The sequence below is a fragment of the Herbaspirillum lusitanum genome, assembly GCF_046025995.1.
In the GTDB taxonomy this organism is placed as follows: Bacteria; Pseudomonadota; Gammaproteobacteria; order Burkholderiales; family Burkholderiaceae_D; genus Herbaspirillum; species Herbaspirillum lusitanum_A.
This window is the reverse complement of the sequence record NZ_JAQQFM010000005.1, coordinates 493,292-515,433: the sequence shown is the minus strand read 5'-3', so window position 1 is coordinate 515,433 and position 22,142 is coordinate 493,292. Positions and strand designations below refer to the sequence as shown.

General features: G+C 59.6%; 24 protein-coding genes. 14 read left to right on the top strand and 10 right to left on the bottom strand.

The annotated features are described in order from the left end of the window. The first annotated feature begins 76 nt into the window (after nt 1-76). Both PQR62_RS13585 and PQR62_RS13580 read left to right on the top strand, forming a co-directional pair. Nucleotides 77-568 (top strand): Csu type fimbrial protein, encoded by a 492-nt coding sequence (locus PQR62_RS13585; protein WP_408158476.1) that lies wholly within the window; start codon nt 77-79, stop codon nt 566-568. A gap of 152 nt (nt 569-720) precedes the next feature. Then, complete coding sequence (locus PQR62_RS13580; RefSeq protein WP_408158475.1) at nt 721-1,020, top strand: YciI-like protein; 300 nt, start codon at nt 721-723, stop codon at nt 1,018-1,020. A 161-nt stretch (nt 1,021-1,181) separates the two neighbouring features. Here PQR62_RS13580 and pcaF read toward each other — a convergent pair whose 3' ends face one another. From pcaF to PQR62_RS13565, 3 genes are all read right to left on the bottom strand, one after another. Beyond that, nucleotides 1,182-2,384, bottom strand: coding sequence for a 3-oxoadipyl-CoA thiolase (gene pcaF, locus PQR62_RS13575; RefSeq protein WP_408158474.1), 1,203 nt, complete (start codon nt 2,382-2,384; stop codon nt 1,182-1,184). Between the two features lie 95 nt (nt 2,385-2,479). Continuing rightward, nucleotides 2,480-3,121, bottom strand: coding sequence for a 3-oxoacid CoA-transferase subunit B (locus PQR62_RS13570; protein ID WP_408158473.1), 642 nt, complete (start codon nt 3,119-3,121; stop codon nt 2,480-2,482). A gap of 69 nt (nt 3,122-3,190) precedes the next feature. Then, a complete protein-coding gene (locus tag PQR62_RS13565; RefSeq protein ID WP_408158472.1) occupies nt 3,191-3,889 on the bottom strand; it encodes a 3-oxoacid CoA-transferase subunit A in 699 nt (232 codons plus the stop codon). 373 nt (nt 3,890-4,262) lie between these two features. On the opposite strand from PQR62_RS13565, the gene PQR62_RS13560 reads away from it, so the two are divergent. From PQR62_RS13560 to pcaD, 5 genes are all read left to right on the top strand, one after another. Beyond that, nucleotides 4,263-5,069, top strand: a complete 807-nt coding sequence (locus PQR62_RS13560) for an IclR family transcriptional regulator domain-containing protein (RefSeq protein ID WP_408158471.1) — start codon at nt 4,263-4,265, stop codon at nt 5,067-5,069. A gap of 675 nt (nt 5,070-5,744) precedes the next feature. Continuing rightward, complete coding sequence (locus PQR62_RS13555) at nt 5,745-7,076, top strand: short-chain fatty acid transporter (RefSeq protein WP_408158470.1); 1,332 nt, start codon at nt 5,745-5,747, stop codon at nt 7,074-7,076. A gap of 96 nt (nt 7,077-7,172) precedes the next feature. Continuing rightward, complete coding sequence (gene catC / locus PQR62_RS13550; protein WP_408158469.1) at nt 7,173-7,460, top strand: muconolactone Delta-isomerase; 288 nt, start codon at nt 7,173-7,175, stop codon at nt 7,458-7,460. 9 nt (nt 7,461-7,469) lie between these two features. Continuing rightward, entirely contained in the window at nt 7,470-7,766 is a 297-nt protein-coding gene (locus tag PQR62_RS13545; RefSeq protein WP_408158468.1) for a YciI family protein, read from the top strand. A 65-nt stretch (nt 7,767-7,831) separates the two neighbouring features. Beyond that, nucleotides 7,832-8,611, top strand: a complete 780-nt coding sequence (gene pcaD, locus PQR62_RS13540; RefSeq protein ID WP_408158467.1) for a 3-oxoadipate enol-lactonase — start codon at nt 7,832-7,834, stop codon at nt 8,609-8,611. A gap of 117 nt (nt 8,612-8,728) precedes the next feature. On the opposite strand, the gene PQR62_RS13535 is transcribed toward pcaD, so the two are convergent. From PQR62_RS13535 to cyoA, 7 genes are all read right to left on the bottom strand, one after another. Then, nucleotides 8,729-9,265 (bottom strand): response regulator transcription factor, encoded by a 537-nt coding sequence (locus PQR62_RS13535; protein WP_408158466.1) that lies wholly within the window; start codon nt 9,263-9,265, stop codon nt 8,729-8,731. Then, entirely contained in the window at nt 9,255-10,637 is a 1,383-nt protein-coding gene (locus tag PQR62_RS13530) for an ATP-binding protein (protein WP_408158465.1), read from the bottom strand. The genes PQR62_RS13535 and PQR62_RS13530 overlap by 11 nt, the downstream gene beginning before the upstream one ends. Next, complete coding sequence (locus PQR62_RS13525) at nt 10,624-11,505, bottom strand: SURF1 family protein (protein WP_408158464.1); 882 nt, start codon at nt 11,503-11,505, stop codon at nt 10,624-10,626. The genes PQR62_RS13530 and PQR62_RS13525 overlap by 14 nt, the downstream gene beginning before the upstream one ends. Continuing rightward, the gene (gene cyoD / locus PQR62_RS13520; RefSeq protein WP_408158463.1) at nt 11,502-11,975 is read right to left on the bottom strand and encodes a cytochrome o ubiquinol oxidase subunit IV; all 474 of its coding nucleotides are present in this window, start codon (nt 11,973-11,975) and stop codon (nt 11,502-11,504) included. The genes PQR62_RS13525 and cyoD overlap by 4 nt, the downstream gene beginning before the upstream one ends. Then, the gene (cyoC, locus tag PQR62_RS13515; protein WP_408158462.1) at nt 11,972-12,598 is read right to left on the bottom strand and encodes a cytochrome o ubiquinol oxidase subunit III; all 627 of its coding nucleotides are present in this window, start codon (nt 12,596-12,598) and stop codon (nt 11,972-11,974) included. The genes cyoD and cyoC overlap by 4 nt, the downstream gene beginning before the upstream one ends. Continuing rightward, on the bottom strand, nt 12,591-14,594 hold the full coding sequence (gene cyoB, locus PQR62_RS13510; protein ID WP_408158461.1) for a cytochrome o ubiquinol oxidase subunit I: 2,004 nt from the start codon (nt 14,592-14,594) through the stop codon (nt 12,591-12,593). The genes cyoC and cyoB overlap by 8 nt, the downstream gene beginning before the upstream one ends. 72 nt (nt 14,595-14,666) lie before the next feature. Further along, nucleotides 14,667-15,596 (bottom strand): ubiquinol oxidase subunit II, encoded by a 930-nt coding sequence (gene cyoA / locus PQR62_RS13505; RefSeq protein WP_408158460.1) that lies wholly within the window; start codon nt 15,594-15,596, stop codon nt 14,667-14,669. 152 nt (nt 15,597-15,748) lie between these two features. Here cyoA and PQR62_RS13500 point away from each other — a divergent pair, with 152 nt between their 5' ends. The 7 genes from PQR62_RS13500 to PQR62_RS13470 all read left to right on the top strand — a co-directional run bounded on the left by PQR62_RS13500 (nt 15,749) and on the right by PQR62_RS13470 (nt 21,880). Then, nucleotides 15,749-17,098, top strand: coding sequence for an MFS transporter (locus tag PQR62_RS13500; protein WP_408158459.1), 1,350 nt, complete (start codon nt 15,749-15,751; stop codon nt 17,096-17,098). 44 nt (nt 17,099-17,142) lie between these two features. After that, a complete protein-coding gene (locus PQR62_RS13495; RefSeq protein ID WP_408158458.1) occupies nt 17,143-17,298 on the top strand; it encodes a hypothetical protein in 156 nt (51 codons plus the stop codon). Nucleotides 17,299-17,544: 246 nt separating this feature from the next. Continuing rightward, on the top strand, nt 17,545-18,252 hold the full coding sequence (locus PQR62_RS13490) for an alpha/beta hydrolase (protein ID WP_408158457.1): 708 nt from the start codon (nt 17,545-17,547) through the stop codon (nt 18,250-18,252). A gap of 275 nt (nt 18,253-18,527) precedes the next feature. Then, a complete protein-coding gene (locus PQR62_RS13485) occupies nt 18,528-19,433 on the top strand; it encodes a LysR family transcriptional regulator (protein WP_408158456.1) in 906 nt (301 codons plus the stop codon). Nucleotides 19,434-19,515: 82 nt separating this feature from the next. Next, on the top strand, nt 19,516-19,791 hold the full coding sequence (locus tag PQR62_RS13480) for a hypothetical protein (protein ID WP_408158455.1): 276 nt from the start codon (nt 19,516-19,518) through the stop codon (nt 19,789-19,791). 84 nt (nt 19,792-19,875) lie between these two features. Beyond that, nucleotides 19,876-20,874, top strand: a complete 999-nt coding sequence (locus tag PQR62_RS13475) for a M14 family metallopeptidase (protein WP_408158454.1) — start codon at nt 19,876-19,878, stop codon at nt 20,872-20,874. Nucleotides 20,875-21,082: 208 nt separating this feature from the next. Beyond that, nucleotides 21,083-21,880 (top strand): transporter substrate-binding domain-containing protein, encoded by a 798-nt coding sequence (locus tag PQR62_RS13470; protein WP_408158453.1) that lies wholly within the window; start codon nt 21,083-21,085, stop codon nt 21,878-21,880. Nucleotides 21,881-22,142 lie beyond the last annotated feature (262 nt).

The following is a 22,142-nucleotide window of genomic DNA, read 5'->3' as shown; positions in this document are numbered from 1 at the left end:
AGTTGCCTGAAATTTCTATGCTTTATCAACTGTCCCGCTTACCGGGGCGCTCAGGCCGGGGGATGTTCAGATGCTCATGATCAAGAAAAAAATACAGTCGTTCATCATTGCGATGATGGTCACCGCGATCGCCAGTGCGCCAGTCGCTGCCGCCAGCATCACCGGCACACTCGGCGTGATTACCCAGGTGTTTTCCGCCTGTGCGGTGACCGGCTCGACCGTCGCCTTCGGCGTCTATGGCTCAAGCCAGCTCGATCAGACCGGTTCGATCACGGTACTCTGCACTTTCGGCACCAGCTACAACGTCGGCCTCGATAGCGGCACCGGCAGCGGCGCTACCACAGCGGTGCGCAAAATGACCGGCCTGGCAGGTTCGACGCTGAACTACGCTCTGTATCGCGACGCCAGCCGCACCAGCCTGTGGGGCTCCTCGATCGGCACCGATACCCAGTCAGGCTTTGCCCTGGGTCTGCCTCAGAACCTGACCGTATATGGCCGTATCCCGGCATCACAAACGGCTCGCGCCGATACCTACTCCGATACCGTGACCGTCACCCTGACGTATTGATTGACCCGGCATCGAGCTGCACACCAAAAAAACGCGGTGCACCTGACGGGCACCGCGTTTTTTTGCGTCATATGGAAAGCAGGAACGCTGCCGACCTCCATCGTGATTGAGATTAAACTTGCCCTCTGTCCAATCACAATCAGGAGCCCCTCGTGCATCAGCTATTGATCTATCACACCGCGCCCGACTATCTGCAACGGCGCGGGGAATACCGCAGCGCCCATCTGGATCTGGCAAAAGCAGCGGTGGCGCGTGGCGAACTGGTAGTGGGCGGCGCCGTCGGCAATCCGCCTGAAAGCGCTCTGCTGCTGTTCAACGGAGAGACCCCGGCACATGCCACAGCCTTCGCCAAAGCAGATCCTTATGTCTTGAATGGATTGGTCACGGGCTGGGAAGTGAAGCCCTGGAATACCGTGGTGGGTCTGTCGGACCTGGTGCCGGATCCATTGTGACGCCATCACTGAGGAAGAGATAAGGAAACACCGGCATCACGACTGATCGCAAAGATCAGCGTGAGACCGGTGGCGGCACACGAAACGTCATCAGACGTCGCGGCCTGAATCAGATCAGAAAAGCAGGCTGCGCAGAAATCAAGCGCAGTAAGAACGCTGCCTCAGACCCGTTCAAAAATCACGGCAATGCCCTGCCCCACACCTATGCACATGGTGCACAGTGCGTAGCGTCCCTTGATGCGATGCAGTTGATTCACGGCAGTCATTGCCAGCCGTGCGCCTGAGGCGCCCAGCGGATGGCCCAGCGCGATGGCGCCGCCGTTGGGATTGACGCGTGCATCGTCGTCCTTCAGACCGAGTCCGCGCAACACCGCCAGACCTTGCGCGGCGAAGGCTTCATTCAGTTCGATCACATCCATCTGATCCAGCGTCAGGCCGGTTTGCGCCAGCACCTTCAGCGTTGCCGGCAAGGGACCGATGCCCATTACGCGCGGCGCGACGCCGGCAGTCGCCATGCCGACCACCCGTGCGCGCGGTATCAGCCCATTACGACCCGCGGTCGCTTCGTCCGCCAGCAACAGTGCACAAGCGCCGTCGTTGACGCCGGAGGCATTGCCGGCCGTCACCGTGCCGCCCGGCTTGACCACCGGCTTCAGCTTGGCCAAGGCCTCCATCGAGGTTTCACGCGGATGCTCATCCTTGCTGACCACGATGGCATCGCCGCGCTTGGGCTGAATCGTCACCGGCGTGATTTCGGCATCGAAGAAGCCGGCCTGTTGTGCCGCCACGGTTTTTTGCTGGCTGGCCAGCGCCATGCGGTCTTGCGAGTCACGGTCGATGCCGTGTTCTTCGGCCACGTTTTCAGCGGTTTCCGGCATGGCGTCGACGCCGTATTGCGCCTTCATCAGCGGATTGACGAAACGCCAGCCGATGGTGGTGTCCTCCATCTTTGCGGCGCGCGAAAAGGCGCTGTCGGCCTTGCCCATCACAAACGGCGCACGGCTCATGCTTTCCACGCCGCCGGCAATCAGCAGGCCGGCTTCGCCGCTCTTGATGGCGCGCGCGGCGCTGCCCACTGCATCCAGACCGGAGCCGCACAGGCGGTTGATGGTGGCGCCCGGCACTTGCAGCGGCAAGCCGGCCAGCAAGGCCGACATGCGCGCGACGTTGCGATTGTCTTCGCCGGCCTGGTTGGCGCAACCGTAGAGCACATCGGCCACGGCTTCCCAGTCGACCGATGGATTGCGCGCCATCAGCGCGCGGATAGGAATCGCGCCCAGATCATCGGCGCGTACCGACGACAGGCTGCCGCCGTAGCGGCCGAAAGGTGTGCGCTGTGCATCGCAGATATAGGCGTGGGACATGCTTGCTCCTGAAATTTTTGAACAGCGCAACCGGCGCTGAAAGATGAATATGTCTGAGGCTTTCCGTGCCGGAAATTACCTGAAAATCGACCGGATCAGCGACCGTCGGTCAGCGGTACCGCAGTCACCTTCTGCAGCTCTTCCAAGCTCAGGCCTTCGACGATTTCCTTGACCGTCGCCTTGCCGTCGGCCAGATCGATCACGGCCAGATCGGTGTAAATGCGGCTGACGCAGGAGACGCCGGTGATCGGATAGGTACATTCAGCCGCCAGCTTGCTCTCGCCGCTCTTGGTCAGATGCTCCATCATCACGTAGGTTTTCTTGGCGCCGATTGCCAGATCCATGGCGCCGCCCACGGCCGGGATCGCATCCGGCGCACCGGTGTGCCAGTTGGCCAGATCACCGTTGACCGCCACCTGGAAGGCGCCCAGCACGCAAATGTCGAGATGGCCGCCGCGCATCATGCCGAAGCTGTCGGCGTGATGGAAAAAGCAGCCGCCCGCCAGCAGCGTGACCGGCTGCTTGCCGGCATTGATCAGGTCGTAATCCTCTTCGCCGGCGGCCGGCGCCGGGCCCATGCCGATCACGCCGTTTTCGCTGTGCAGGATGACTTCGCGGTCAGCCGGCAGATAGTTGGCCACCATGGTCGGCAGGCCTATGCCCAGATTCACCACGGCGCCGTCGGCGATATCCTGCGCGACGCGTTCGGCCATCTGGTTGCGGGTCCATTTGTTCATTGTTCTGTCCTTGCCTGGTTTGATTGCTGATGCAGTGCTTCAGCTTGTCATTGAGCTGTGGTGTGCCGGTCAGGCATGCTTAAAGCCGGCCGGACCGGTCGCGGTGCGCGGCACCTTGACGATGTGGCGCACGAACAAGCCGGGCGTCACGACCGTCTCGGGATCGATGCTGCCCAGTTCGACGATGTCATGCACCGAAGCGATGGTGACCTTGGCCGCCGTCGCCATCACCGGGCCGAAGTTGCGCGCGGTCTTGCGGTAGACCAGATTGCCCCAGCGATCACCGGCCTCGGCCTTGATCAGCGCGAAGTCGGCATGGATAGGATGCTCCAGCACATATTGGCGGCCGTTGATCTCGCGCGTTTCCTTGCCCTTGGCCAGTTCGGTGCCGTAGCCGGTCGGCGTGAAGAAGGCGCCGATGCCGGCGCCGGCGGCGCGGATGCGCTCGGCCAGATTGCCTTGCGGCACCAGCTCCAGCTCCAGTTTGCCGGAGCGATACAGACCGTCGAAAATCTGCGAGTCGGCCTGACGCGGAAACGAACAGATGATCTTGCGCACGCGACCGGTCTTGAGCAGCGCGGCCAGTCCGGTTTCGCCGTTGCCGGCATTGTTGTTGACGATCACCAGGTCTTTGGCGCCTTGCGCGATCAGACCATCGATCAGTTCGGCCGGCTGGCCGGCGCCGCCGAAGCCGCCGATCATGATGGTCGCTCCGTCGTGCACGGCGGCCAGCGCCTGTTCGACGGAAGGAGAAATTTTATTGATCATGGAGTTGGAGTGAGGCTGAAAGGATGGTCTCAAAATGTTCTTATTAAGAACATTTATTCGTTAAATGAACTTTTATCGCAGATTACGGCGCGATGGCCGAACTTGTCAAGCATCGGCTTGAAGCCAATCCGCAGCTCGAAATGCCAGGCCGTACAAGCTGACGCCAGAGCAAATGCCCTCCCGGATGGCCTCCCCGGCGCTGGCGAACTGATGCGCCGGACGCGAAACTTGCAGCATCGCCGCTGTCGCCCCTACAACGAAAAGCGTTCTCGGGCTATATTTGCGCCCTGACTCTTGCTCCATCTTTCGCACCATCTTTTGCTCCATCCATTTCCACACCACTATTTTCGGGATTGCCCGGAAAGAAGCGCCGATGAAATCTGCAGCACCCGACGACACAGCCCCAACCTCAACCACGCCTGCGCCGGGCGACAGCTATGTGCAATCGTTCGCGCGCGGGCTGGCCGTGCTGCGCAGCTTCGGCAGCGATGCCCCGGCCCAGACCTTGTCCGAGGTGGCCGAGCGCACCGGCCTCACGCGGGCCGGCGCGCGTCGCATTCTGCTGACCCTGCTGCATCTGGAATACGTGGAAGCCGACGGCCGCCTGTTCCGCCTTACGCCCAAGGTGCTGGAGCTGGGCTTTGCCTATCTGTCGTCGCTGCCGGTCTGGACCCGGGCTCAGCCGCTGATGGAAGATCTGGTCGAGAGCCTGCGCCAGTCCTGCTCGGCGGCGGTACTGGACGGCGATGAAATCGTCTACGTGCTGCGCGTGCCGGCACACAAGATCATGTCGATCAACCTCGGTGTCGGCAGCCGTCTGCCGGCGTATTGCACCTCCATGGGCCGGGTGCTGCTGTCGGGTCTGCCGCCCCAGCAGTTGCGTACGCGGCTGCAATCGATGGAGCTGAAGGCGCACACCCCGCACACCATCACCGATATCGATCAACTCATCGAACGCATAGACCAGGCGCGCCGGCAAGGCTGGGCCATGATCGAGGAAGAACTGGAAATGGGCCTGAGCTCGGTCGCCGCGCCGGTGCTGGATCGCAATGGACGCGTAGTCGCTGCCGTCAACATCAGCGGCCAGGCCAACCCGCAGGCGCGTGCAGCCATGCTGGAAAGCGGCTTGCCGCGCCTGCTGGAAACCGTCGGCAAGATCAATCGCCTCGTCTGCAGCTAAGCCAGCCGAGGCTGCGGAGACTTCTGCGGCCTGTTGTGCCTTGAACTTGCTTGCCCGGGTTCAGCACCCGTTCCGCGAAGACCTCTTCTCACAATTCTCAGGATTTCATCTCACGGCCCCGCAGCCTCGCTGCCGGGCCGTTTTTTCATTCCCTTCAGATTCCGAAACAAGGCATTTACTTTTCGTGGGCTTGACAGCGTTCGCGCGGCGGGACTAACATCCGCTCCGTTCGCTTTAAGAATTAACGTTCGTATTAAGAACATTTACTTTGAAGCGAGCATTTCGATCAAGGATCGAAGAGACAGACCAATAAAAATGGGTCGCGCCGGGCGGGCTGATTCACTGGCCCGCATCGGCGACTGGCGGAACATGCCGCCGCGACCGAAACGGATGAGCTGCGCCTGACGCCGCCACCGATGCGCATGGCGCATAACAACAATAAGGACGGGACCGGTCCGCCGAGACGATTGCTCGGCCCGATATCCGACGCGGGAATACAGAATTCATATTTTTTGACGCGAGCAATCGCAGGACGAAATGCGACCGAATGCGACGCAGCCGTGGCAGCCGACACATCCGATGTGTGAGGCAAGCGGCTGTTTCACCTGCGGTCTTGATCTCGATCCTGAGCTTGCTCCTGAGCTTTAACCCAACCGCAACCAGAGACAGACGGACATGACAAAACTAACAAGCTTTTTTACCGAACTGATGCGGCGCTACCTGCCCGACCCTTTCGTCTTCGCCATCATCCTGAGTCTGCTGACGATGGTGCTGGCCATGCTGGTGGAAGGTAAGGCGCCGGTTGATGTGGTCACCGGCTGGGGCAAGGGCTTCTGGAGCCTGCTGGCCTTCACCACCCAGATGGCGGTGATTCTGGCCATGGGCTATGTGCTGGCCACCGCGCCGCTGACCGATCGCATGCTCGACAAGATCGTCGGCAAGGTGCACAGCCCGTCGACTGCGATCATCGTCGCGACTCTGGTCGGCTGCATCGGCAGTTATCTGAACTGGGGCTTCGGTCTGGTGATCGGCGGCGTGATTGCCAAGAAACTGGCGCTCAAGGTGAAGGGCGTGCATTACCCGCTGATCATCGCCTCTGCATATAGCGGCTTCACCATGTACGGCCTGGGCCTGTCGGCCAGCATCCCGGTGCTGATCTCGACCAAGGGCCATCCGCTGGAGTCGCAGATGGGCGTGATCCCGCTCAGCGAAACCATTTTCTCGGCGCCGATGCTGATCACTTCGCTGGTGGTGCTGATCACCCTGCCGCTGCTCAATGCCTGGCTGCATCCGAAAAAAGGCGAGGCGGTGGTCGAGGTCGACCCGGCCATCGACAGCAATGATCGCAAGGCCGGCGGCAACAGCCTGCTGGATGCCGACACGATTGCGCACAAGCTCAATCACAGCCGCATCCTCAGCATGCTGATCGGCCTGTGCGGCGTGGCTTACGTGGTGTTCTACTTCATCAAGGGCGGTTCGCTGGATCTGAACCTGATCAACTTCATCATCCTGTTCCTCGGCATCCTTTTGCTGGGCACGCCGCTGGCGTATGTCGAGAAACTCAATGAAGGCATCAAGACCATCGGCGGCATCATCCTGCAATATCCGTTCTACGCCGGCATCATGGCGATCATGGCCTCATCCGGTCTGGTCAACAGCATCTCGCAGGTGTTCGTGAATGTGTCGACTGCGCAATCGCTGCCGTTCTGGGGCCTGCTCAGCTCCTTCGTGATCAACTTCTTCGCGCCGTCCGGCGGCGGCCACTGGGTGATCCAGGGTCCGTTCATGATCGATGCGGCCAAAGCGCTGGGCGGCTCGCTGGCGCATACTTCGATGTCGGTCATGCTGGGCAATGCCTGGAACGATCTGGTTCAGCCGTTCTGGATTCTGCCGGCGCTGGCGCTGTCGAAACTGAAGCTCAAGGACATCATGGGCTACACCGTGATCATGGCGATCTGGATCGGCATTGTGTATATCCTGGCCGTGCTCGCTGCGTCCTATCTGTAGTCTGTCGTTTGAAACTTATCTGAATCACCCGACGACCGGCTTCGTACATCAAAGTACTCAGCCGGTCATTTGCCTCAACCAACACGGAGAATCAACATGCTGTTCATGGTGCAAATGCAGGTCAATATTCCTGCCTCGCTGGACAAGAACATCGCCGACGCGCTCAAGAAGGAAGAAAAGGAAATGTCGCAAAAGCTGCAGCGCGAAGGCAAGTGGCGCGATCTGTGGCGCGTGGTCGGCCAATACGCCAACGTCAGCATTTTCAATGTCTCCGGTAATGAAGAGCTGCATCAGTTGCTGATCAGTCTGCCGCTGTACCCCTACATGACAGTCAGCGTCACGCCGCTGACGCAGCACCCTTCCGCCATCGCCCAAGTCGAATAAGGAGCCGCCATGCCCTTCATCATCGAAACCTGGGACAAGCCGGATCACCAGCATGTGCGCCAGCAAGCCCGGGCCGAACATCTGAAGTTCCTGGCCGAGATCGCACCCAAGCTGATCGCCTGCGGCGCCAAGCTCAATGACGACGGCAGCGACGCCGGCGGCGGCCTGTACGTCGTCGATGTCGATACCCGCGCCGAAGCCGAAGCGCTGATCGCCGCCGATCCTTTCACCACCGTCAATCTGTTCGGCCGTGTCGAGATCAAGCGCTGGCGCAAGGCCTACGTCGACGGCGTGTGCAAACTCTGAACTGATGCATCAATACCAAGAGCGCCGGACCAGATTTCATGATCCGGCGCTGTAGAGGAGAAAACATGCCATTCGCAACACTCAAGGACGTCAGGCTGCACTATCAACTGGACGGCGATGCGTCGCTGCCGGTGCTGGTGCTGTCCAATTCGCTCGGCACCTCGCTGGCGATGTGGGAACCGCAGATTGCGCAATTCACGCAACATTTCCGCGTGCTGCGCTACGACACGCGCGGCCATGGTCAATCGCAGGTAACGCCGGCGCCCTACACCATCCCGCAGCTGGGCGGCGATGTGATCGCCCTGCTCGACCATCTGGATATTCAGAAGGCGCACTTCTGCGGCCTGTCGATGGGCGGCAGCACCTTCATGTGGCTGGCGGTCCATCATCCGGAGCGCGTCAACAAGCTGGTGCTGTGCAATACCGGCGCACTGATCGGCACTGCCGACACATGGACCTCACGGATTGCCACGGTGCAGAAGGACGGCCTGGCGACGATTGCCGCAGCAGTGGTCTCGCGCTGGCTGACGCCTGAATACGCCGAGAAGAATCCGGCCCAGGTCGAGGCGCTCAGCGCCATGCTGAAGGCGACGCCGGACGAGGGCTATGCCGGCGCCTGTGCCGCAGTACGCGACAATGATTTGCGTGCAGCGATCACCGGCATCAAGGCGCCGACGCTGATCGTGGCCGGCAGCGGCGACGTACCGACTCCGCCGGCCGATGCCCATTTCATGGAGCAGCAGATTGCGGGCGCACAGTATGTCGAGTTCGATGCTGCCCACATCTCCAATCAGCAGCAGCCGCAAGCCTTTGGCGACGCGGTGACGAAGTTCTTGCTGGCCTAAGTCTGAGTCTGAGTCTGAGTCTGAGTCTGAGCAAGTTGGTCGAAGCGTAAAAAAAAGAGGCGGAGTGATCCGCCTCTTTTTTATTTGTGCTTCGTGCTTCAGCACCGCATCAGCGCCTCACTTGATGCGCTGCTTCTCCAGCTTGCGCGCCAGGGTGCGTCTGTGCATGCCGAGCCGTCGCGCGGTCTCGGAAATATTGAAATCGGTCTCGACCAGCATTTCGTGGATGCGCTCCCACTCCAGCGTTTTGATCGAGGTGGCGCGCGCCGGCAATTCGACGTCGGAAGAACCGGCGACGTGGCCGAAGGCGGCTTCAATGTCGTCGGTATTGGACGGCTTGGCCAGATACTGGCAGGCGCCCAGCTTGATGGCTTCGACCGCCGTGGTGATGCTGGCGAAACCGGTCAGCACCACGATCAGCATGGCGTCGTCATGCTTGTGCAGCATCTGCACGCAGGCGAGACCTGAGCCGTTACCGCTCAATTTGAGATCGACCACGGCATAGCCGGGCGAATGTTCTTTCAGATGTGCCGCCGCCTCATCCTGGTTCGAGGCCAGCAAGACCCGATAGTCGCGCCGCTCGAAGGAGCGGCTGAGGGTACGGGCAAAAGCGGCATCGTCTTCGATGATCAGCAGCAGACGTTCAGCCGACATGTTGTGCATCCTTGTTTTCAGTTTCTTCCAGGCGTATCGCCGACAGCGGCAGCGTCAGGCGCACCAGCGCCCCGCCCTTGGCGCCTGCATCGCCATGTGCATCGCGATTGCCGGCCGAGACCGTGCCGCCCAGCTTGCGCGCGACATTGACGACGAAGAACAGACCCAGCCCGCGACCGGGCTTTCCCTTGCTGGACTGATAGGGTTTGCCGAGCTGCGCCAGCATCCAGTCGGGAAAGCCGGGCCCGCGGTCGCGCACCGACAGCACCAGCAGATCGCCGTCGCGTTCGGCCTCCAGCGAGAGCCACTCGGGCGAGGCTTCGAAGGCGTTGTCCAGCACATTGCCTATCATTTGCTTGAGCGCAGAATCGAACACCACCGTCACGTCCTGCTCGATGCGGTTCAGATATTCGAAGGCCGTCACCGGACGCGAGCTGCGCCAGTCCTTGGCCAGATCGTCGAGGAAGGTGTTGAGCGTAGTCTTGACCGAGGACTCGCCGCGCGCTTCGCCGGCCGATAAAAGAATGCCGCTGACGATGGATTTGCAGCGCTGCAATTGCGCCTGCATTTCGCCAAGCTCTTCCAGCAGTTCAGGATTCTGACCGAATTCCGGCATGCGGCGCCAGTCGCCCAGAATCACCGACAGCGTCGCCAGCGGCGTGCCGAGTTCATGCGCGGCGCCCGAGGCCAGCAGCCCCATGCGCACGATGTGATCTTCTTCGGCGGCGCGCTGGCGCAGATCGGCCAGCAAGGCGTCGCCGGCACGCAGATTCTGGTTGATGCGGGTGATGAAAAACACCAGCAGCCCGGCATTGAGCAGGAAACAGATCAACATGCCTTCCACATACAGGCTGGACAGGCCGTTGCCGTGATCCGGCGGCAGCGACAAGGGTTCTGAAAACAAGGCCAGCCCGGCCAGGCACAGCACGCAGATGCCGACAATCGCCCAGCTCGACCAGGTCTGCAGCAGCACCGCGCTCAGAATGATCTGCATCAGAAACAGGAAGGCGAAAGGATTGGTGGTGCCGCCGCTGAGGTAAAGCTGCACGGTCAACGTGGCGACGTCCACCAGCAGTGCCAGAAACAGTTCGGCGTTGGTGACCGGACGATGTTCATGCCAGCGCAGGTGGCTGGCGATGTTGAAGGCGATCAGGCAGGACAGCACTTCCAGCATGTGCGGCAGCGGCAACTGAATATCGAATACCAGTATCACGAAGGCGATCGTGACGGCCTGGCCGAACACCGCCAGCCAGCGCAGCTGGATCAGCAGCAGCATGTTCTTGTGACCGGCCGGGTTCTCCACCCCGATGCCGCGCGACCACAACTTTCTTATTCCCTTTGCTGCAGGATTCTTTTCGCTACTGCTTGCCATCTTTCAATTCCCGGTCTGTTCCATTTGCTGCTGTGCGCCCGCGCTGCAAGCGACGGTCATCGCGCACGACCCAGTAGCAGGCGCCCGCCACCATCAGGGCGAGAGCATACCAAGTCAGAGCATATACCAGGTGGTTGTTATGGAAGGCAATCACGGTCAGTCCGCCGACCGGCGCTTCGGCGCCCTGCTCTGCCGCCGGTTTGGCCGCAGTTGCTGCGTCGGCAACGGTAATGCCATCCTTGTCGGCATCAACAAAGTAAGGCGCGGCATTGCTCAGGCCTTGCGCGGCCGCGATTGCCTGCACATCGCGTGAAAACCAGCGGCCGGCCGCCGGATCATTGGTGCGCAGGAATCCACCGTGCGGTTCGGTCATGCGCAACAAACCGGTGACGGCGACAGTTTCACCAGCACCACTGACCGCGTCCGCCTGAGTCGCCTGCGGCGCCGATTTCACGAAGCCGCGATTGATCAGGACGGTTTCGCCGTTGGCCATCTGCAGCGGCGTCAGCAGCCAGAAGCCGCTGCCCAGCGTGGTCGATGCCTGCACCGCGGCAGTTCGCGGATAGAGGAAACGGCCGGACAATCTGACGTGACGATATTCATCGCTGTCGGCGCTGATCTGGGGCCAGCGCTCGCGCCCCGGCGCATCGCTTGCAAGCGCGTGCACGCGCTGATCAACGCGTTCGATCAGCGCCAGTTTCCATTGAAGACGCACCACTTGCCAGGTGCCGAGCGCGACGAAGCCCGCAAAAAACAATCCCGCGCAAAGCACCAGCAGAATGCGGCTGGCCTTGGAGCGGGATTGCGGAGCGGCTTGCGCCGCGTCCGTATTGCCTGTCGTCACGCCATTGCGTGGCGTCAGACTCATTTCATGTTTTGCATGTTGTGCTGCATGCCCTTCTGGATCGACTCAGGCACGCTTTCGTGCATGGACGAGTCAGTCGACATGCTAGGCATCATGTTGTGGTTCAGGTGATACATGACCCACAGCGAACCCGCCAGCATGATCACCACCACCACGATGGTGAAGATCATGGCCAGCATGTTCCAGCCGCCTTCAGACTTGGTGTTCATGTGCAGGAAGTAGACCATGTGCACCACGATCTGCACCGCAGCGAACGCCAGCAAGACGATACCGGTGGTGCTGGAGCTGTCGAATACCTTGCTCATCACCAGCCAGAACGGAATGGCGGTCAGGACTACGGCCAGTATGAAACCGGTGAAGTAGCTCTTGTAGGTGCCGTGATTGGCATGCTCGTCATGGCCATGGTGATCATGATGGTCGTCATCATGATGCCCCATCGGGCGGGCCGGATGTTCTTGGTGACCGCGGCTCATGGCAGGACTCCCATCAGATAGACAAAGGTGAAAACGCCGATCCAGACCACGTCCAGAAAGTGCCAGAACATGGACAGGCACATCAGGCGACGACCGTTTTCAGGCGTCAGACCGTGGCGCTTGACCTGAAACATCAGGACCACCAGCCAGATGATGCCGAAGCTGACGTGCAGACCGTGAGTGCCGACCAGCGCGAAGAACGAGGTCAGGAAGCCGCTGCGCGCCGGGCCTGCGCCTTCGTGGATCAGGTGCGCAAACTCGTACAGTTCGAAGTAGATGAAGCCTAGACCGAACAGACCGGTGATAGCCAGCCAGATCAGTGTGCTGCGCTGATTCTTGGCTTGCATCGCCAGCATGGCAAAGCCGTAGGTGATCGACGAGAACAGCAGCAGCGCAGTATTGAGCGCGACCAGCGGCAGGTCGAACAATTCGGCACCGGTTGGACCGCCGGCATAGTTGCGGCCGAGTACGGCGTAGGTCGCAAACAGGCAGGCGAAGATCAGGCAGTCGCTCATCAGGTAAATCCAGAACCCCAGCAGGGTTCCGTTTTCAGGATGATGCTCCCGGACAAAGTAGCGCGAGCTAGGCGTCGCGCCGGCCGTGGATGTAATGGCTTCAGACATGGCTGTTCAACAAGCTAGTGCGTTCACCTTCAACACGGACGACTTCGTCGGCCGGAATGTAGTAATCGCGGTTGTAATTAAAGGTGTGCACGATGGTTGCAACCACGGTCGCCACGAAGGCGCCGATTGCCAGCAACCACATATGCCAGATCATGCCAAAACCAACTGCTGCACTCAGGGCCGCGATGATGAAGCCGGCACCGGTGTTCTTCGGCATGTGAATCTTGACGAAGCCTTCTTGCGGACGCTTGTAGGCGTTGGCCTTCATGTCGGTCCAGGCATCATTGTCATGAATGACCGGAGTGAACGCGAAGTTGTAGGCTGGCGGCGGCGACGAAGTCGACCATTCCAGAGTACGGCCATCCCATGGGTCGCCGGTGAAATCGGCCAGCTTCTTGCGATCGCGGATACTGACGGCGATCTGGATCAGGAAGGAACCGATGCCCAGAGCAATCAGAACCGCGCCAAACGCAGCGATCTGGAACCAGATCTGCAGCGATGGATCGTCGAAGTGGCTCATGCGGCGGGTCACGCCCATCAGACCCAGCACGTACAGCGGCATGAAGGCGATGTAGAAACCGATGGTCCAGAACCAGAAGCAGCAACGGCCCCAGAAATCGTTCAGACGGAAGCCGAAGGCCTTCGGGAACCAGTAGTTGATACCGGCAAACATACCGAACAGGACACCGCCGATGATCACGTTGTGGAAGTGAGCAATCAGGAACAGGCTGTTGTGCAGCACGAAGTCGGCAGGAGGCACGGCCAGCAGCACGCCGGTCATACCGCCGATCACGAAGGTGATCATGAAGCCCATGGTCCACAGCATCGGCAGTTCGAAGCGGATGCGACCGCGGTACATCGTGAACAGCCAGTTGAAGATCTTGGCGCCGGTCGGGATCGAGATGATCATCGTGGTGATACCGAAGAACGAGTTGACGCTCGCACCCGAACCCATGGTGAAGAAGTGGTGCAGCCAGACCAGATAGGACAGGATGGTGATCACGACGGTCGCATACACCATCGAGGTGTAACCGAACAGGCGCTTGCCGCAGAAGGTCGACACCACTTCGGAGAAGATACCGAATGCAGGCAGAACCAGAATGTAGACCTCAGGGTGACCCCAGATCCAGATCAGGTTCACGTACATCATGGCGTTGCCGCCCATGTCGTTGGTGAAGAAGTTGGTGCCGAACACGCGGTCCAGCGACAGCATCGCCAGCACAGCGGTCAGGATCGGGAAGGCAGCCACGATCAGCACGTTGGTGCACAGCGAAGTCCAGGTGAACACCGGCATCTTCATCATGTTCATGCCAGGTGCGCGCATCTTGACGATGGTCACCAGCAGGTTGATGCCTGATAGCAGCGTCCCTACCCCGGCCACCTGCAAGGCCCAGATGTAGTAATCAACCCCCACGTCCGGACTGTAGAGCATGCCCGACAGCGGCGGATACGCCAGCCAGCCGGTACGAGCGAACTCACCGACGAACAGCGAAGCCATCACCAGGCCGCCACCGAATGCGGTCATCCAGAAGCTGAAGTTGTTGAGGAACGGGAAGGCCACGTCGCGCGCACCGATCTGCAGCGGCACCACGTAGTTCATCAGACCGGTCACCAGCGGCATCGCCACGAAGAAAATCATGATCACGCCGTGGGCGGTGAACACCTGATCGTAGTGGTGCGGCGGCAGGAAACCGGCGTTATCGCCGAAGGCCAGCGCCTGCTGGGCGCGCATCATCAATGCATCGGCGAAGCCGCGCAGCAGCATCACGATCGCGAAGATGATGTACATGATGCCGATACGTTTGTGGTCGATGCTGGTAAACCAGTCGCGCCACAACATGCCCCACAGGCGGTATTTGGTCAGCAGGCCGAGGACAACCGCGCCGCCGAAGACGACGCCGGCGAAAGTTACCATCAGAATCGGCTCGTGGTAGGGAATCGCTTCCCAGCTGAGACGGCCGAATATCAGCTTCATCAGATCAATATTGTCAAACATCGTTACTTCCCGGGGAAAAAGGAAAATGTGGCGCAGTTGCCCGCGTCATCGCTACTGAGATGCGCGAAGCGCTCATTCATGACGCTGGCCTGGCTTTACGTTCAGGTCGGACGCCATCATCTTGTCCATGCAGACGGCATTCGCTTCGACGCAGCGGTTGACGATGGCATGGAACAAATTGTTGTCCACGCTACCAAACTGGCGTGCAGGCTCGCGCTCGCTCGGCTTTTCCAGTTTGATGTAGTCGGCGCGCGTCATGGTGCCTGGATTGGCCTTGGCGTTCTTGACCCAGTTGTCGAAACCTTCCTGAGTCATGCCATGGAACTTGAAGCGCATATGCGAGAAGCCGGCGCCGCTGTAGTTGGCAGAGAAGCCGTCGAACTCACCGGGCTTGTTGATCACCGCGTGCAGCTTGGTTTCCATGCCGGGCATCGCGTAGATCTGACCAGCCAGCGCCGGGATGAAGAAGGAATTCATCACGTTCGAAGCAGTGATCTTGAAGCGGATCGGCATGTCGACCGGCGCAGCCAGTTCATTCACGGTGGCGATGCCTTGCTCCGGGTAGATGAACAGCCACTTCCAGTCCAGCGCCACAACTTCGACCGTCAGGGTCTTGGTTTCCGCCGGAATCGGACGATTTTCGTCGAGACGCGACAGCGGGCGGTACGGATCCAGAGTGTGAGTGGTGATCCAGGTCAGCAGGCCCAGTGCGATGATGATCAGCAGTGGCGCGCCCCAGATGATGAGTTCCAGCTGGGTCGAGTGATCCCAGTCAGGTTCGTAAGGTGCAGATTTGTTGCTCTGACGATAACGCCAGGCGAAGACACAGGTAAGAATGATCACCGGAACGATGATCAGCAGCATCAGCAGGGTGGAAATTACGATAAGACGTCCCTGTTGGGAGGCGATATCGCCAGACGGATTCATCACGACGGTGTTGCATCCGGCCAACAAGAGAGCGGGCAAAAGCAGTAATCCGCGACGAGCTATAGTGGAAACCATGAAGGAAAAGTCCAGTCGAATGTAGCAGAGCATGCTAATGTAACGGCAATAAAGTGTGTTGGCGATTGGACGTTTTGTCTCACCCTGGCAGGCTGCATCGCAAGGATGAGATACGTACTGCGACTAAACCTCAAACCTGGGAGACAAAGACCATGGCAAGCATCAACATCCACAGCGGCAAAGGTTCGGCCGATTCACATCTTCACTCCAACACTTCCGGTTCTCCGCGAACTCAATCAGAACACTCTGAAATCGCCCCCGGCGAAATCGCAATCGGCGTCGTCATAGGACGCGCTTCCGAATACTTTGACTTCTTTGTCTATGCTCTGGCCTCGGTAATGGTGTTCCCGGCCGTGTTCTTTCCGTATCTGCAAAAGCTGGAAGGCACGCTGATGGCCTTCGTGATCTTTGCTTTCGCTTTCCTTGCGCGGCCTTTCGGCACGGTGATATTCATGGCGATCCAGCGCAGTTACGGCCGCGAGGTCAAACTGACAATGGCCTTGTTCCTGCTGGGCTTATCTACCGCGGGTATTGCCTTGCTGCCTACTTTTGCGCATCTCGGATTCTGGTCGATCATTCTACTGTCGCTGCTGCGTATAGGCCAGGGTGTTGCGCTTGGCGGCGCCTGGGACGGTCTGCCGTCACTGCTCGCGCTGAATGCCCCCCAACATCGTCGCGGCTGGTTTGCCGCGCTGGGCCAACTGGGCGCGCCGATCGGATTCATCATCGCCGGCAGCCTGTTCGCCTATATGTTGGCAAATCTTACCACGGAAGAATTTCTGGATTGGGGTTGGCGCTATCCGTTTTATGTAGCTTTTGCGATTAATGTTGTAGCTTTGTTCGCTCGCCTGCGCCTGGTCTCGACTCCGGAATACGCCCGCCTGCTCGACAAGAGTGAGCTGGAACCGGCCGGCGTGATTGAAATCACTCGCACTCAGGGCCGCAACATCGTCATCGGAGCACTCGCGGCGCTCGCCAGTTATGCACTCTTCCATCTGGTCACGGTGTTTCCGCTGTCGTGGATTTCGCTGTATTCGCTGCGCAGTCTGAGCGATTTCCTTTGGATGCAGGTCTTCGGCGCCGTCATCATGGCGGCCGGCATCGTGGTCTCGGGTCTCATTGCCGACCGCATGGGGCGTCGCAACACCTTGGGCACACTGGCCCTGCTGATCGCCATCCTGAGCGCCTTTGTGCCGATGCTGATGAATGGAGGCGAAGCCGGCCAGAACACCTTCATCCTGCTGGGTTTTGCGCTGCTGGGCCTGTCCTACGGTCAGGCAGCCGGTGCCGTAACCGCCAACTTCAGCGCCAAGTATCGCTATACCGGTGCCGCGCTGACCTCCGACCTGGCCTGGCTGGTCGGCGCCGGTTTTGCTCCGCTGGTGGCGCTGGGATTGTCGGCCCACTTCGGCATGGCCTACGTCAGCTTCTATCTGCTGTCGGGTGCAGTCTGCTCGCTGGCCGCGCTGAGCCTGAACCGGGCGCTGGAAGTCCGCGAATGATTGCAATCAGGACCGCCAGTCTTCAATGACACAGCAAGCCAGCAATGGAATGGCCGGGCAAATCAGATTGCCCGGCCATTTTTCTTTTGCCCCAGGAAATTGCAAGTGCGCTGCTCCCCCAGCAAATCCAATCGGCATTAAATGCATTGACCATAAAACAACAAATGACAATTTCAGGCAAGCTTACAGACATCTGCTGAAATGAGCTGTCGCAAAGGCGGCGCCATACCGTTCGCCCCGCTTCAATAAGGTCAGCCAACGCCTGCACATCAGTGCGCCGAATGCGTTGTCAACATTTACAAGACTATCCATTCCACCACACGGTCTTTTTCCTCGAGACGGCAAGCTTTACCCTGCTCCCGACTTCACTTCGACTTCTTCCACCGAAACAAAAGCGCCGTGGCCGTATAAACCAGCGCGCCCCTCCGTTCACCATGAAAGCCGCCATGCCTTCCAAGCTGAATCAACTGATACAAAACGACACCCTGCCCTTGCTGCATCGCCTGCGTCCCGCGCAAGGCGGCACCAAAAATTCGCCATGCCTGATTCTGCTGCACGGCGTCGGTGCCAATGAAGCCGGCCTGATGGATATTGCCGCACGCCAGGATCCTGATCTCACTGTCATCCTGGCACGCGGCCCGCTGAGTTTCGGGCCGAATCAATTCGGCTGGTTTCAGGTCAGCTTTACCGCCAACGGCCCGGTCATCAATCCGGCGCAAGCGGAACAGGCGCGACGCACGCTGCTGGATTTCATCGCAGCGCTGCCGGCGGCGCATGGTATCGATCCGGATCGCATCTGGCTGGCGGGCTTCAGTCAGGGCGGCATCATGAGCGCCAGTGTCGGCCTGACCGAGCCCAAGGCGATTCGCGGCTTCGGCCTGTGGAGCGGCCGCATCCTGCCTGAAATCGCAGCGCTGATGGCGGATCCTGATGCCCTGAAAATGCAGCATGCCTTCGTCTCACACGGCGTACACGACAGCAAGCTTCCGATTGCGCTGGGACGCAATTCACACAGCCTGCTGAGCGCGCACAAGGTACAGACCGTGTATCGCGAATATCCGGCCGACCATGAATTCACGCCCGCCATGCAGGCCGACTTCACAGCATGGCTGGCCGCACAGATGAAACACGCAGACTCGGATGCAAACGCCTGAAGATTTCACGCGACCGGCTCATCCGGCGCAGTGGAAAGGACAGGCAAGCCGGCCACTCTTCAGCTTGCCTGCCGCTCAACCACAGCGATCACAACAAGCTGCGGCAACACCAAGCCTCCAAAAAACCCGCCACCATCATTAACTGGCCGAAGCAATAAACCAAGGCCGCCACGCAACACCTCTCATCAATAAATCAGCAGGCGATAAAACAGCCGCGCATCTTCGATGCCGATCTTTGGTAGCATGCCGCAACCGGCAAATAACAAGGATAGAACGTGCATCTCGTCTGGCTTGAAGACTTCATCGAATTGGCGCGCACGCGCAGTTTTTCGCGCGCGGCGGAAAACCGCTTCGTCACGCATCCGGCATTCGGGCGTCGCATCAAGGCGCTGGAAGAATGGGTCGGCAGCGAACTGGTGACCCGCACGCAACCGGTCACGCTCACGCGTGCCGGCATGCTGTTTCTGGATGCCGCCAGCAACTCGGTCGACGTGCTCTACGCCGCCCGCGCGCAACTCAAGGAAAGCGCGCAGCAGAATGAGCCGGTGCTGCGCTTCGCCACCGGCCGCACGCTGGCGCAGACCTTTTTCCCCGACTGGTATGAAGGCATACGCCGTCAGTGCGGCGAGTTTCCCGTCTCGATCAGCACCGGCGGCGCACAGGATGTGGTGATGAAACTGGCGGCCGGCGAAGCCGACATGCTGCTCATCTATTCCAGCCCGGCCAGCCGCATGCTGATGGATCATCGGCGCTATGAATCGCTGACGCTGGCGCATGAACTGCTGGTGCCGGTATCGGCGCCGGACCAGCATGGCAAACCGCGCTATCAGCTCAGCAACGGCGCCGCGCCGGTGCCCTGGCTGGCCTTTTCGCAGACACTCACTTTGCGCGGCGTACTGGCGCGCCACTTGTCGGAACTGGAACAGCAACCTGCATTGAAGATGGTGTATCAGGCCGACTCCTATGAGTCGATTCAGGAGATGGCCATACGCGGTACCGGCGTCGCCTGGTTACCGCAACGACTGATCGCCAAGGACCTCAGCGAAGGCCGTCTGCATGTGATCGGCGACAGCAAGCTGAGAGTCCGATTTGATATTTCGCTGTATCGCATGCGCGGCAGTACAGATGTGTTGGTAAATACCATCTGGGACAGCGTCAGTGCGAATGCCGAACAAGAATGAGCGCAAAAAAATTTGCATGCTTTGCAAGCGGCATTTTTTTCGATCACCATAACGGTGAAATTTTTCTGCGCGATGCACACAAATGGCGAGCACCATTTTTCTTGTTTTTCCGGCACTGATTTTCTTATTGCATGCACCTTATGCTCCGCGCGATCTCCGTGAACAGAGCACCATCCAATCATCACGCAGCTGCCCTGATGAGCCTGGTCATAACGCACTCACGCCTCACCATTCTCATCCGGTGAAAATGGACCGCAACGCCACCGAAAAAAGCACAGAGATGTGCCGAATCGGCACCGGCCCGACACCCCTGCTTTTTATACTCAGCTTCCGTCGGCATCGACTTTTCTCGCGCTGACCGACGTTGAAAAATCGGACCACCCGACGCCACCGCGCGGCAGCACATTCTGATGACTGCCGAAAGAAATCCACACCACATCCTATGAAAACCCTAGAGCAGATTCGCGCCGCACTGAGCAGCTATCCCGTAGAAATAGAATTCCCCGACATCAGCCGCTGGCGTCAAGGCAATACCGGCGTTGCCTTCGTGCATAGTTTTGATAGTCAGACAGAAGGCCCGCACGTGATGATCATGGCGCTCATGCACGGTAACGAAGTCAGCGGTGCCATCGCCGTCGATCATCTGCTGCGGCGTGGTCTGAAGCCGCTCAAGGGACGCATCAGTCTCGGCTTCGCCAACGTCGAAGGCTATGCCCGCTTCGATGCCGCCAACGCCGATGCATCGCGCTATATAGATGAAGACATGAACCGGGTCTGGACTGCCGCGCGCCTGGACGGCGAACAGCAATCCACCGAACTGCGCCGCGCACGCGAACTGCGCCCCATCATCGACACCGTCGACTACATGCTCGATCTGCACTCCATGCATGAAGCCGCGCCGCCGCTCATTGTCAGCGGCCCGCTGGACAAAGGCATGCGCCTGGCCGCCGAGATGGCGACGCCGGCCCACGTGATCGTCGATGCCGGCCATCCGAACGGCGTGCGCATGCGCGACTACGGCGGCTTCGGCGATCCGGCCAGCCACAAGAATGCATTACTGATCGAATGCGGCCAACACTTTTCCGCCCTGAGCAAACAGGTCGCGCTGGACGCCGCAGCACGTTTTCTGGTGACCACCGGCGTGATTGCGGAAGCCGATGTCGCGGACATGCTGAGCGTGGATACCAGCGTGCCGCAACGCTTCATCGGCGTGACCGATCCGGTGGTGGCGCAGAGTTACGATCTTGAATTCGCCGACGATTATCGCGGCATGGAAATCATCCCAACTGCAGGCACCGTCATCGCGCGCGAAGGCGAACGCGAAGTCGTCACCCCTTATGACAACTGCACGCTGGTCATGCCGTCCTTGCGTCACATCGGCGCGGGCGTCACCGTCATGCGTCTTGGGCGTGAAATCGCAGCGCCGGCAACAGCGAAATAATCGAAACCGGTCAGAAATAAAAAAGCAGGCAACGCCGTGCTGCGCGGCCTGCAGATCAAGGGCATAAGCGGTATCATCCAGGGCTGCAAATGCTGACGGCGCGCTGACAAGGCACGCACTTTGCTTTACACAATGCATGTGCTCGACCATCATCCGATCTGATCAACGAGTGCGTGCTTGTAAAACTTTTTTCCAACAAGGGGTAATCATGAAGTTTGTTAAACCGATGCTGGCTGTATCGTTCAGCCTGATGTCCGTGTTCTCTTTCAACGCCAGTGCAGATGCGCTGGCAGACATCCAGAAAGCGGGCGTCATCCGGATCGGCGTGCCGCAGGATTTCGCGCCTTTCGGTTCGGTCAACTCCGATCTGAAGCTGCAGGGTCTGGACATCGACGTCGCCAACCTGATCGCCAAGAACATGGGCCTCAAGGTGCAACTGGTGGCAGTCGCCAGCGCCAACCGCATCGCCTATCTGCAAACACACAAGGCTGATCTGGTGATCTCGACGCTGGGCAAGAGCCCTGAGCGCGAAAAGGTCATCGACTTCTCGCAAGCCTACTCGCCGTACAACAACAGCGTGTTCGGCGTGGCATCGGTCAAGGTTGCCAATGCAGCCGATCTGGCCAACAAGACTGTGGGCGTCGCCCGCGGCACCTTCCAGGATCTGCAACTGACCGACACAGCACCGAAGAGCACCACCATCAAGCGCTATGAAGACAACAACAGCCTGATCTCGGCGTATGTGTCGGGCCAGGTGCAACTGGTCGGCACCGGCGACTTCGTGGCGTATGCGCTGGGCGAAAAAGCACCGGACAACAAGCCTGTGCTGAAGTACATCATCAACGAATCGGGCTGCTACGTGGGCCTGAACAAGGATGAGGCTGCGCTGAAGAGCAAGGTCAACGCGGCCCTGACAGCAGCCAAGAAAAGCGGCGAGCTGAACACCATCGTCAAGAAGTGGCTGAACATCCCTATGCCTGCCAAGATGGCCAGCACCTTCGAGTAAATCGATGTTGCGGCGCTCCCGCATGCAGTCTGATCGTGAGCGCCGGACATGGACTCGTAGTGATGGATTGATCGCTTCAATCCGGGTTGACCGAACACATCATCGCTGCAATCAAAAGCCTCCGGCATCTGAAAAGATCCCGGAGGCTTTTGTTTGGGCATGCCGCAAGTTGACGGCTCAAACGGGATCATCAAGAAGCATGATCGCGATGAAAGATGCGATGCCGGATGCTGCTCAGCGTGGACGGAAGTGAAGTGCCCAT